Genomic DNA, 12264 nt, shown 5'->3' with positions numbered 1-12264 from the left:
TTTTGGAAAAATGCAGTACGGCTGAAAGATTTCAATCTTTTCTTCTATATTGTATGATTGGGTTACGAACAGGAGGTGAACCACGTGTCAAAGCTTGCTTACCAACGATTAGATGACCTATTAGAATTACTAGCTAAACAAACCACCCCGCTGCCGATGAAGGAATTAGCCAAGAGCTTTTCTATTTCCGAGCGAACGGTGCGGACAGATATTGCGAATCTGAACGATTTATTAAGCAATGTTGGGGCTGCGATCACGCTGGTTCGAGGTCAAGGATATTTACTGAAGGTTCTTTCTAAAGAACAGTTCAATAATTGGTGGACTGAAAGCATGTCTTCTGCGGATTCTTTTTTGACCACTAGTGAAGAACGGCAGGCATATTTACTCTTTCTGCTATTTAAGAATGAAAACCCTTTATCATTGGACGATTTTTTGGATCAGCTGTTCATTAGTAAAAATACCTTTTACTCCTATTTAAAAACGGCCCGCGACAACTTAATGACCTATCAATTAAAAATCGTCAATCGGCCGAATATTGGTTTTGAGATTTTAGGAAATGAGTTTGCGAAGCGGCAGGCGATCAGTGATCTGTTGATCGAAAAGGATTTGCAGGAATATTTAGTCGGCTTCACCGAAATGGAATTAGCACTATTTGATAATATCGACCTGGATCTTTTACAGGAATTAGAGCTGAAGCATCTCGCTCCTTTGGAATTGCTGGATTCGGACTATTACCATAAAAATATTCTTTCTCATTTCGCGTTAGCAATCAGCCGCTTCTTGGCTGGTCATGAAATGACGGAGTTTCCTTTGCGTGTGCCGGTGTTAAAACCACATGCTCAAAAAACACTTTGCCATTTTTTAGCTGCGCTGGACCAAGCCTTTGATATTCAGTTAACCAATGGGGAAAAAGAATATTTTACCTACTATCTAGCATTGAACGCTCCGCGCTTAGTTGAGACAGAAGCGGCCAGCAATACATCTAGTGAAACGGCCGCCGCGATCGTGGATGAACTATTGCAGGCCATCAAACGAACCTCGAATTTTGACTGGATCGAAGACAAGATGCTGGTTGAAGACCTGACTTCCCATATTGAAGGCTTTATCAATATGAATTTGATGGAAGCGCGCCGCAGCAATCCCTTACTAGCGACGATCAAGAAATCCTTTCCGCAGGCTTACGACCTGTGTCTGACTCATTTAGAAATATTAGGCAAAAAGCACGGATTGTATTTTTCGCAGGATGAGGTCGGATATATCGCTCTTCATATTGCCGGTGCGATGGAAAGAAATTCCATCAACGATCACCGGAAATATCGCGTGATTTTGGTTTGCGGGACCGGCCGTGCCATGAGCCGTATCATCGAAGCCAAGATCAATAAATACTATCAAGAAACCATCGAAGTGGTGGATCGCCTTTCTTATGTAGAGCTGCAGCAGCACAATCTGGCAACGGTTGATTTTGTGATCACGACGGTACCGCTGGAGCAATTGAGTATCCCTCATATCTATATCAATATGGCAAAATTAGATAAAGAAATCGTTAAAATCGAACACTTCATAGAAAATTTTAATGAGGCGAATGATGAGATTTATTCCTTGTTCCGCGAAGAGTTTTATTTACACACCGATGTGGACGATAAAGATCAGCTGCTGAAAAAAATGACTCAGCAATTATACCAAAAAGACTTTGTGCCAGAGGGCTTCCACGACAGCATTATGAAACGTGAAGCCATCAACCAAACCAATATCAACGAGTGGCTGGCGATTCCCCATCCGATGTCGCTATTAGCCGAGCAATCCGCGGTATCGGTTGCGGTCATTCCTAATGGCGTGGACTGGGGCAACGGCGATCTGGTAAAATTCGTCTTTCTGTTTGCTATCAGCAAAGAAGACTATGAAGATACCGGTGAAATCTACAGCCTGCTGCTGGAATTGATGGAACGAGAAGATATCCAGCAGGCAATCCTGCAGCAAAACGATTACCAAAGCTTTTTAAAATACATCAAACAATTATAAAAGGAGCTGGAAAATAAACCCAGCTCCTTTCTTCTATTTCAATGCTGCTTTGATGGTCTTGGCTGCTTCCACTGGATCAGCTGCATTCAAGATTCCGCTGCCAACGATCACGATATCCGGCTCTAATGCAACATACTCTCCAACGGTTTCACTGTTGATCCCGCCTGCGACAGCGATCTGCGCCTTTTTCGCATACTGCTTCAATTCCTGCAAATCCTCCAGCGGCGTTCGTCCGGCATGCTGCTGATCCACCCCTGTATGAACCGCGATCACGTCCACGTCTAAACTTTCTAATACGGGAACACGCCTCGCAAAATCCGGCACACAAATTAGATCCACCATCACCTGCCGTCCTTGCTTGCGCGCCTGCTCCACACATCCCTTAATGGTCAAATCATCGGTGATTCCTAAGACAGTCACAAAATCAGCTCCAGCATCATAGGCTAACTGCGCCTCATATTCACCCGCATCCATAATTTTCGCATCGCATAATACTTCAACCTCTGGATGGTTTTCTTTTATTTGTCGTACCGCTTCTCGACCGGCATCAATCAAAAATGGGGTGCCGACCTCGATGATATCTACATACGAATGTACTTGCTCCAGCACATCAAGAGCTTCCTTCAAGTTTAACTCATCAATCGCTAATTGCAGCTTCATGCTGTTCCTCCTCGCTTATTCTAGGTTCGCGTGCTTTTCAAATGCCCGATCAGTTGGTATTTTTTGCTCAAGTGCCAACTCAACGATCAAGGAATCCGCTAATAACAGGACCGCTTCTTCAAACATACTGCCACCTGGTAAAATGCCCTTTTGATTTTCTTCGCTTGCAGGAAGCTTGTCGGTATAGGCTGGAATTTTGATCACGCCGGCTGATAACTTTGCTAAAGTCGAATCTGGAAAAACAGTCATACTGATAATCTTTCCGCCAATTTCACTCGCTTTGTTCGCTGTATTGATCAATGACGACGTCTCGCCTGAAGCACTGGCTAGTATCAATAGATCCTCTGGCAAAAAAGCCGGCGTTGTTACCTCTCCGACAACATAAACTTCATAGCCCAAATGCATCAAGCGCATCGCCAACCCCTTCAGCATCAATAATGAACGCCCCGCACCCGAGACAAAAATCCGCTGTGCCTGTTTGATACTAACCGCTAATTGGTCAATCTGCTTTTGATCGATGCTCCTTAGCACAGCAGCCAGCTCCATCGCTGCCGTATAGGCCACCTCTTTGGTTTCCATCTTACTCCTCCTCATTTTTATAGCTCGCAACAAACATGTCCAACATTCCTGAAAATGCTAATTGGCTGATTCCCGCAGGTACAAATAACGTCTCACCCTTTGAGACCGCGACATCATTTATCGTACCTTTACCCTCTACCACCGTGATAAAGGCAAAACGCTCCAGCTGATAACTGCCCTGTGTCTTCGTTTTGATGCGGCTTAAACTATATAATCCCGGCTCGTCCCAATAATCGGTAATTTCACAGCCAGCCATTTGATACGGTTCAACCCAAACAAACCCTTCTGATGTGTCTGAAACCAAAACATTTTCCAACACCTTGTCGATATGCAATTCTCTTTCTTCACCTGTCGCCGGATCGATTCTTCCATAATCATACAAACGATAGGTCAGATCTGCATTGCGAGAAATATTATAGGTCAGCACATCGCGATTGATAGCATGCAAGGTCCCAGCAGGTATATCAATGAAGTGATCCTTCTTGGTCGGCAAATATTTTAATAACTTGCCCCAATCCCCTGTCTGCGCCCATTCTGCGAACTCCGCTTTATTTTTCGCATGGTGGCCAAATTCAATCTTGCCATCAGCAGGAGCATCCAAAATCACCCATGCTTCCGGTTTTCCCCGCGAGTTGTCATGTTTTAGCGCATAGTCATCATCAGGATGAAGCTGAACCGATAGATCCGCCAAAGGGTCCAACAAATTCACTCGTATCGGCAGTTCCTCTGTATCGCAGTCAAACCAATCTGGATATGCAGTATAAAGCTGCGAGAGCGTCAGATCCGTCCCCGCTACAGGACAATCGGCTGCCCCGGGTAACGCAACGACATTGTAAACCTCTCCGATCGGATAAATATCTGTCTGATAATTGAACGTTTCCAGCATTCGTTTGCCGCCCCAAATTCGCGCTTCAAAAAATGGCAAAATCTTTAGTAGCTGTTTTTCCATTGAAAATCCGCCCTTCCTATTCTTCCTTCACTCCAAATTATAAAGGGCTTACATAAAATTAACCACACAAAAAAAGAGCGAATGGCTCGCTCATTTTTTTTAGATCTTTTCCAAAATTTCCTTTGTGGCGGCAACTTGGCCCAGCTTAACAAATAACTTGTCAAAGAAGACGTGATGCAGCTCGCCATCACGATCGGCACAGGCATCTTCAACAACGATAACCTTGTATCCGTGTTGATAAGCCTCTAAAGCTGTCGCATAAACGCCGTTGGATGTTGCTACACCTGTCAAAATGACCGTATTGATACCGCGTCGGCGCAATTGCAGATCTAAATCCGTTCCAAAGAAAGCTCCGGGATTATGCTTCGTTATCTTGATGACATTTTCGGCTTCTCCATCTTGAGCAATCGGCATCACATATTCCAAAAATTCAGCTGGTAAATTTCCATAGCCTCTGCCGCTGCCATTTCGATTCAAAAATTGCATCGTCGTTGGATCGACATTGACTAACGTAATCAAACCGGCTGTATTTTTCATAGCTTGCGCCAATTGATTATTTTTTTCTACGACTTCTGAAGCAGTATAGGGCTGCAAATCGCCAGATTCCATAATTCCTTTTTGCAAATCGATGACGACCAAAGCCGTTCTCGCTAAATTCAAATTCTCCATATAAAACACTCGCCTTCTAAATTTCAAAAAGTTTCCTTCGTAATCTACGCCAATTTTTGCTGAAAATCCAGCCAAACCAGCTAATTTAAGAAGTAAAGCGTTTCATTTAATATTTGTGAAGCTGGTTGGAACTAGGTACAATAGGTGTAAACTCAGCAGTTTCCTACAAAGGAGGAATTTCTTATGAAAAAAGCATTGCTCGTCGTGCATCGATATAAATCAGAAGACGATGATGACTGGGGGTCTGTCGCAAAGGATTACGGAACTTCGGATTTGGTTGAGAACATCTCAAAGATGCATCCAAGCCATGATTGGCGTCCCGCAACTTTGACAGAAGCCAGAGAATTAATGCACAAGGTCAAAATCGATCGGCTGATCTTAGTTCCCATGCTGAAAGATTACATCGAAGAACTGAATGCTTATCCCGATGTTCAGGTCGATTGTCTAACCGCTGATGAATACGGCAAGATAAGTAAGCCGCCCTTCGCCTTTCTCAGAAAAGACTACCTCAATTGATTATTCCCGCTAAAAAACCACTCTCCTTTTTGGAAAGTGGTTTTACTTTATGCTTGTTCAGTTAAAAATTGAGACACTGCGCCGATCAGATTGGCTTGGTTCAAGAATTTGCATGGCATGATTGAAGCCTTCAATTCCTTCGCCCCTTTTTTCAGCAATAATTTCTGCACCCGTTCTTCTATGTTCAGCAATAAATCTTCCCGCGTCGAAATTCCGCCGCCGATCAATACCCGGTCCGGGTCCAATGAAATTAGAATATTATAGATACCGATACTTAACGCCTGATAGAGCTGATCGATCTGCTCCTGTGCCAGTTCATCGCCTGCTTCAGCTAAGTCGAAAATCTCTTTGCTGGTATATTCGCGGCCGTCTGCTTTGATTTTTGAAAAACGTTCCGACATAGCAACCGGGCTGCCAAGATCGCTGAGTGTTTCCAACGTGTCATTATTCATGATCTGATAACCAAACTCGCCGCCAAATAAATTTGATCCCGGACGTAATTTTCCATTGATCGCGATCCCGCCGCCGATCCCTGTCCCGATAATCATCAGCGCCGCAGACTCTAAGCCTTTGGCATTTCCTTGCCAAAGCTCTGCTAACGCCGCACAATTCGCATCATTTTGAAAAGAAACCGGCACACCTAAAAATTCTGCCAATTCTTGTTTAATCGGAAAACGATGAAGATAAGGCACAGCACTCACCCCATAGATCACACCCTCTTCAGCATCCACCGCTCCCGGTGCACTGATCGCCACTCCGTCGGTGATTTGATGCTTCTCTACCAACATTTTTAAATACGCTTTCATTTCATCCCAAGTTTTTGGTGTCTCAAAACTTGGCAGCTCGATTAACGCTTCATTTTCCCATAATCCGCTTTTGATCGCCGTTCCGCCGATGTCGATCGCTAAGATTTTTTGATTCATTGATTGATCCTCCTAGTTAGTACTTACTAGATCAAATTTTAAAGAAGATCGCCCCTTGTTACAATATCCTTCTTACCCAAAAAAACAAATTCCAACAAAAAAACCAATCTTAAATTGTCTCAATGCGATCAATGTGTTTTAGCTTTCTACTATTCCTGTATGCCACAGCTAAGACGTTTAAACGAAAAGAACAACATGTACTCAAAAAAGCAGGAAACAAAACAACTACTGTATAATCATTCGTTAAAAATTTTTTTATGATGATGCCACCTGCTTTTACACCCGGAAGCCATTTGCCAATTGCAATTCGGCTTTTTCTTTTTTTACATAGGCGACTTGTGCATCGATCAATTCTTTAGCGATCGGTGAGTTATACCGATCGATTTTGATGTCGAGCTCCTTTAAGTTCTCCATCAATTGTGCCTGTTGACGCAGGACCTCTTCTTTGTGAGACTGCAATAACGCTTTTCTCTGCGGGATCGTCTTAGAACCATCCATGCAGTATTCGATGTATTGACGAATATCGTGGATCGGCATCCCAGTATTTTTCAAACAGCACACGGTGTGGATCATATTTAAATCTGACTCAGTGAATTCGCGATAACCAGATTCGTTCTTGGCTACAAATGGCAACAAACCTTTTTTATCATAAAAGCGTATCGTCGAAATCGTCAAATCAAATTTTTCAGCAACTTCTTTGATTGTATAAGTTTTAGTCATATTCGTACCTCCTAAAGATAAACAAAGCATTTGACCTAAACCATGGTTTAGGGTTTATGCTAACAATAGTTCAATAAGAAAAAATAGTCAAATGGAGGAATCACTATGAAAACAGCACTAATCACTGGCGCAAATAAAGGGATCGGATTCGCTATCGCCAAGTCCCTTGGAAAACAAGGTTGGCATGTGATTATCGGTGCACGTAACAAGGATCGGGCAGAAGCCGCAGTCGCTCAACTTAAAGAAGCAGACGTGGAAATTGTCGATTATGTATTAATCGATCTTAGCGCGCCAGAAACAATCGAACAGGCAGTAAAAGCTGTCCAATCAGATTTTTCGGACATCGATCTATTAATCAACAACGCAGGTATCCCCGGCGGACATGGTTCAAGCCTGACTGAAAGTGTTGAAGACCTGCAAGCTACTATGCAAGTCAATTTCTTCGGAACTTTTCAATTGACTCAAGGTTTGCTGCCCATACTAGAAGAAAACCACGGAAGGATCGTCAACATCACAATCCCAACAGATCCAAATCCTTTCTGGAATCCTTTTGCTTACAAATCAACCAAAGCTGCACAAAATGTCATGATGCAGGCTTTAGCCATTGATTTCGAAAAGGAAAACAAAAATTTGGAAACCTTCAGTATTCATCCCGGACCAACGACAACTGATTTAAACGGAAACATCACCGCAGAAGGCTTCCATACACCAGACGATGTTGCTGAAAAAATCACTGCAATTCTGTTAGACGGCAGCACACATCAAGGAGAATTTTTAGAAATCTACGGTGAGCTAAAATAGTCTCTATAAAACGGACTCTATCAGACTTCGAAATCTGATAGAGTTTTTTTGGTTGTAGCCAAAAATGAGTCGTAAGTCTGATGCTTAGCAGATGGGTGGACTGCTATACTTTGGAAAAGGGCAAAAAGGAGAAAACAAATGAAGCATTCAGATAAAAAGGTTAATGTTGGCAGAAAGTTCTTTTGGATTTTATTTTTTTTAGCGTTTGCAATAACAGCTGTTACTAATTTAGCGATAGATCAACAATTTACTTGGTTTCGGATTGTGGGAAGCAGTTTGATTTTTGGCGGAATGTTGTTGGATGCGTTGCTATTCAGCAAAAACTATCGCGTAATTCATTCGGTATCAGTCTTTACCGCTTTGATCATCCCCTATTTCATGGTGCTTGAACGAACGGTGAATAATTACTACTTAGATGCGCCGATTTATTGGCTGGTGCCAATTGGTTTACCGATCGCGTTGACTTGGATCGCTTATTTCTGGATCAATATCGGCATTCGTAAGATTTTGCATTGGAACATGGGATCATGTTTAGGGATAGCTTCCCTTCTAGCAATTCCAGCAGTACTCGTTACTAATACGATCGCTAATCAAGGAAGTATCTACAACTCGATCGAAATGAGCTTTATCACGATCGTCACACTCTTAGCTTGCGGCGGCATTGGATTGATCGCTGGTCTTTTCATGCGTAAGCGCAGTCACTAAAATAGAAGCCCTCCAGCTTTTGACTATCAAGCTGGAGGGCTTTTTTTGATTATTTAATTTTTACTGGTAAATAGATATCGACTTCATTTTCAGCTACGGGTGTTTCACTTGGGTCGGTCAAATATACTTCAAAAGCGGCATCGATAATTTCATACTCGTGCTCATCAATCCATTTCGCTACTTGCGTGTAGGCAGCTGGCAGCTCTAGGTAATTCCCGTGGAAGTGATACTTCACACAGTGTTCTGCTTGTAAGCGGCGTGTTCGCAGCTGTTCCTCCAAAATCGGAATCGCAATCTCTATATCATAGCTTTCAGGTGTATATTCTGGGCTATGATACAAAGTTAGTGGCGCATAAGTCGGCGTCGCCTGCTCTTCCTCGACTTTTTTGTAGACAGCTATCATTAATTGATCGAAATCCTTGATGTTGATCGTTTTTCTGATTGAAACAACATCCCAACCAACCTCTTCAGCGATTTCGATTGGCAGTTCTTGATTACACATAAAACTTCCTCCTTCAGCTAAAATGGCAATGTCTGTCTCAATAGCTGCCTGAATGGAGTGATAGTCCGTAATTTTTTGTTGGATCTCTTGCTGCTTTTCGATCATTCGATCAAACAGATAGGCTTCATCCTCTAAAGCCAAACGGATCTCAGCCAGACGAAACTCGTAATGCTTCAGCTTTTGAATTTTAAACGCCGTCACCAACTGTTCACTAGAGTAATAGCGATACCCATTGTCAGCGTCAACAACCTCGGGGTTCAGCAAATCGATCTCATCGTAGTAACGCAAAGTTTTAGCGGTAATATGGCTGACACGGGAAAACTGACTGATACTTAACATCGCTTAAGCTCCATTCTTTTTCTATTGAACAGCTTTAGTCTAAGGGTTCCAGCTGCTGGAAGGTCAAGTCTATTCAAGATACTGCCGTTGGATCGCTTCTGCCGCCTTTTCCGCTCCGTTTACTTCCTTCATTAAATAGTGCATCTCCTGCGCCTTCTTACGGATTTCCGGTGAACCAATTTTTCTGATCGCTTCCTCCAATGTCTGAGGAGAAATCCTCTTCGGACTTAAAGCCACAGCATTGCCGAACTTCACGCAATAGGTGACATTGACTTCTTGTTCATACTGCAAACCGATTCCGATAAATGGTTTCCCCGAGGAACAGGCAGTCTGCACCGTTCCCTCCCCGCCATGGATCACGGAAAAATCCACCAGCTCAGAAACTGCCAAAGCCGGCAGCCAATCAAATACATGAATATTGCCCGCGATAAAATTCTCTGGCAAATAGTTTTTAATCGGGGCAATCACTTCAAAATCTGTTTTTGCAAAATAGGCCAGTAATCCCTCGATCACTTGAAGATTGCCGGAGCTTCCCAGAGCGAGATAGACCACTGCTTTTTTTCTTTGCCGTGCGTTTTTGACCACCTGCAGGACTTCAGCCGGAATCTGATAAGGCAGATGAGCAAAAATTGGACCAACGGATTGGTAATTATCTGGAAACGCCAAGTCCGTGGTAAATGCCGGATGGGTAGTGATTAAATTCAAGTCCCCATCTAACATATCTAATGTGTATTTGGGCAGTACTAATTGGTAGCTTTGCGCAACACTTTTGAAGGCCTTTGGTTTCCAAGTAAGGCGTTTCGACGCTTTAAGAAATACCTTCCAAAGTGTTTTTGCCGGAAGATACGGCTGGTCCAATTGACTTGGAAGGATGCAAGCCGCTTCATTATTGAAATGCGGTCGCGACATCGCAATGGGTTTGACATAGACTAAAGGAATGCGTGCGATGCGGGCAGATAGAAAGATCGTCACATTGCTGCCAGTCACGATGACGCGAGGAGCCAGCTTCTCAATCAATGCCAGCTCACTCGCAACGCGTTCTGCCACTAGCTCAGTAGTAAAAGGATTTTTCAAGCTTTTTCCCTGATCAAATTTTATGATCGCCGCCTCTTGTGCTGATGTCAGAATCGGATTCAGTAAAGTCACTTCAAACTTTTCTTCTTTGATCAATTCAAGATAGGTCTCAGAAAAGCCGCAAAAAACACAATGATAGTCGTGACGCAAAACTTTTGCGATCTCGATCATGCGAGTCGTCTCGGCTAAATTGAAAGTTGCTGGCGCAAAAAGAATAGTCTTCATCAAAGTTCCCCGCCTATTCTGACAAAGCTAATTCGACTGCTTTTTGCGAATGAATTTCGGTCGTATCAAACACTGGAATAGCTATGTCTTCCTGCTGGATCAACAAGCCAATCTCCGTGCAGCCCAATATGACTCCTTCCGCACCTGCATCAATCGCTTGATTGATTACCTCAATAAATGCTTCCTTTGACTCAGCCAAAATCTTGCCGTGACACAATTCAGCAAAAATAATCTGATTCACCGTTTCGATATCCGCATCATTTGGAATCCACACGTCGATTCCGCTCTCAATGATCTTCTGTTTATAAAAATTTTGTGTCATCGTATATTTCGTTCCAAGGAGCGCGACTTTTTTGATTTTCTTAGCCCGCAATTCAGCGATCGTTGCATCAGCAATGTGCAGAATTGGAATCGATACATACTCAGCGATTTGCGGCGCAACCTTGTGCATCGTGTTGGTGCAGATTAATAGAAAATCAGCCCCAGCCTGTTCCAACCCTTGAGCATCTTTTCCTAAGATTTCCCCGCTTTTGTCCCATTCATTGTTCACCTGACATTGCTCGATCTCTTCAAAATCAACACTCGCCAATTTGATCTTCGCTGAGTGCAGGCCACCTAATTTTTCATTCACCAACTCATTGATTCGTGTGTAATAAGTCACCGTACTTTCCCAACTCATCCCGCCTAGTAATCCAATCGTTTTCATCCTTCCACCTCTTCTTGCTTAATTATCTCTTCATTATAGCAAGATTTCTATTTCTCCACGACCAGGCAAAGGGTTTCTGAATCATCTGTATATTTGATGCCGCGAATGTCGCCAAATACTTCACCGCCTGCAAAACCACACGTCTTCAATTCTGTTAATAATTCTTTCGGAGTAAAGACCGTTTCCCAAATAAAAAACTCCTTGATAGCAGCGGGATAAATCAAATAATGCTGATCCAAATAGGTATTCGTTTCTGGATACTTTTTCTGCGCCGATAAATGCAGGCACGCTTTCTGCGTCCAGAAATTATTTTCTGCCAACTGCCAAGTATTCTCAGCTTTAAAATCCGTATACTTCTGCGGTGTGAAGACATCAAAAATGAATCGTCCACCCTTTTTCAACGCGCGATAAACTTTTTGGAACACCCTTTTCCGATCTTCAGTTGAAAAGACACCAAGATCGCAATAGATCAAAACGATGATGTCATATTCCTCGCTGCCTAAATCTTCTTGCAGATAGTCTCCACATTGATAATCAATCGAAAGATTTTTTTCTTGGGCAGATTTTTTTGCGTAATCAATACTCAACGCAGAGAAATCAATCCCCTTTACTTGGTACCCTGCTTCAACGAATTTTTCAGCATAGATTCCCGGCCCGCAGCCCAGATCCAACAGCTGCGGAAAATCCTGCACCGGGCATGTCTCGATCAGCCATTTCATAGATTGGTTGATGTAATCAGCATTTCTAGTCGCACCGTCAAACTCAGTATCCAAATGAGCCGTTAGCATATTCGGCGCTAAATGTGCATCTAACCAAATCGAATCTTGACTTGGGCTAAAAATGGGTACATCCATCTTAATTTTGTTGATCATTTTTC

Annotated in this window: 14 protein-coding genes; 4 read left to right on the top strand and 10 right to left on the bottom strand. The window is 43.0% G+C overall.

What is annotated here, in order from left to right:
* Window positions 1-84 precede the first annotated feature (84 nt).
* The gene (locus tag A5875_RS15895) at window positions 85-2019 is read left to right on the top strand and encodes a BglG family transcription antiterminator (protein ID WP_088934493.1); all 1935 of its coding nucleotides are present in this window, start codon (window positions 85-87) and stop codon (window positions 2017-2019) included.
* A 33-nt stretch (window positions 2020-2052) separates the two neighbouring features.
* Here the strand turns inward: A5875_RS15895 and hxlA are convergent, their stop codons facing one another.
* The 4 genes from hxlA to A5875_RS15875 all read right to left on the bottom strand — a co-directional run bounded on the left by hxlA (window position 2053) and on the right by A5875_RS15875 (window position 4876).
* Entirely contained in the window at window positions 2053-2679 is a 627-nt protein-coding gene (gene hxlA, locus A5875_RS15890; RefSeq protein WP_088934492.1) for a 3-hexulose-6-phosphate synthase, read from the bottom strand.
* A gap of 15 nt (window positions 2680-2694) precedes the next feature.
* On the bottom strand, window positions 2695-3258 hold the full coding sequence (hxlB, locus tag A5875_RS15885; protein ID WP_088934491.1) for a 6-phospho-3-hexuloisomerase: 564 nt from the start codon (window positions 3256-3258) through the stop codon (window positions 2695-2697).
* Between the two features lies 1 nt (window position 3259).
* The gene (locus A5875_RS15880) at window positions 3260-4207 is read right to left on the bottom strand and encodes a class I mannose-6-phosphate isomerase (RefSeq protein ID WP_088934490.1); all 948 of its coding nucleotides are present in this window, start codon (window positions 4205-4207) and stop codon (window positions 3260-3262) included.
* Window positions 4208-4306: 99 nt separating this feature from the next.
* Window positions 4307-4876, bottom strand: a complete 570-nt coding sequence (locus A5875_RS15875; protein ID WP_088934489.1) for an isochorismatase family protein — start codon at window positions 4874-4876, stop codon at window positions 4307-4309.
* Window positions 4877-5059: 183 nt separating this feature from the next.
* Between A5875_RS15875 and A5875_RS15870 the strand changes: the two genes are divergently transcribed.
* On the top strand, window positions 5060-5392 hold the full coding sequence (locus tag A5875_RS15870; protein WP_088934488.1) for a hypothetical protein: 333 nt from the start codon (window positions 5060-5062) through the stop codon (window positions 5390-5392).
* Between the two features lie 47 nt (window positions 5393-5439).
* Here the strand turns inward: A5875_RS15870 and A5875_RS15865 are convergent, their stop codons facing one another.
* Both A5875_RS15865 and A5875_RS15860 read right to left on the bottom strand, forming a co-directional pair.
* Window positions 5440-6315: an ROK family protein gene (locus A5875_RS15865; RefSeq protein WP_088934487.1), complete on the bottom strand. Its 876-nt coding sequence runs from the start codon at window positions 6313-6315 to the stop codon at window positions 5440-5442.
* A gap of 276 nt (window positions 6316-6591) precedes the next feature.
* Window positions 6592-7035 carry a MerR family transcriptional regulator gene (locus A5875_RS15860; protein ID WP_088934486.1) on the bottom strand — a complete coding sequence of 148 codons (444 nt, stop codon included), beginning with the start codon at window positions 7033-7035 and terminating at the stop codon, window positions 6592-6594.
* A gap of 105 nt (window positions 7036-7140) precedes the next feature.
* Between A5875_RS15860 and A5875_RS15855 the strand changes: the two genes are divergently transcribed.
* Together A5875_RS15855 and A5875_RS15850 are read left to right on the top strand one after the other, a co-directional pair.
* On the top strand, window positions 7141-7836 hold the full coding sequence (locus tag A5875_RS15855) for an SDR family NAD(P)-dependent oxidoreductase (protein WP_088934485.1): 696 nt from the start codon (window positions 7141-7143) through the stop codon (window positions 7834-7836).
* A gap of 138 nt (window positions 7837-7974) precedes the next feature.
* On the top strand, window positions 7975-8541 hold the full coding sequence (locus tag A5875_RS15850; RefSeq protein WP_088934484.1) for a hypothetical protein: 567 nt from the start codon (window positions 7975-7977) through the stop codon (window positions 8539-8541).
* A 49-nt stretch (window positions 8542-8590) separates the two neighbouring features.
* Here A5875_RS15850 and A5875_RS15845 read toward each other — a convergent pair whose 3' ends face one another.
* The 4 genes from A5875_RS15845 to A5875_RS15830 form a co-directional block, all read right to left on the bottom strand.
* Entirely contained in the window at window positions 8591-9382 is a 792-nt protein-coding gene (locus A5875_RS15845; protein ID WP_088934483.1) for a MerR family transcriptional regulator, read from the bottom strand.
* A 69-nt stretch (window positions 9383-9451) separates the two neighbouring features.
* Window positions 9452-10681 (bottom strand): glycosyltransferase, encoded by a 1230-nt coding sequence (locus tag A5875_RS15840; RefSeq protein WP_088934482.1) that lies wholly within the window; start codon window positions 10679-10681, stop codon window positions 9452-9454.
* Between the two features lie 13 nt (window positions 10682-10694).
* Entirely contained in the window at window positions 10695-11387 is a 693-nt protein-coding gene (locus A5875_RS15835; protein ID WP_088934481.1) for an aspartate/glutamate racemase family protein, read from the bottom strand.
* 47 nt (window positions 11388-11434) lie between these two features.
* The gene (locus A5875_RS15830) at window positions 11435-12259 is read right to left on the bottom strand and encodes a class I SAM-dependent methyltransferase (RefSeq protein WP_088934480.1); all 825 of its coding nucleotides are present in this window, start codon (window positions 12257-12259) and stop codon (window positions 11435-11437) included.
* Between the last annotated feature and the right edge of the window lie 5 nt (window positions 12260-12264).

It is taken from the genome of Enterococcus sp. 3H8_DIV0648, assembly GCF_002140655.1.
Taxonomy (GTDB): domain Bacteria; phylum Bacillota; class Bacilli; order Lactobacillales; family Enterococcaceae; genus Enterococcus_A; species Enterococcus_A hulanensis.
Note: the sequence above shows the minus strand (reverse complement) of the source record. Positions and strands in the feature narration are given on the sequence as shown.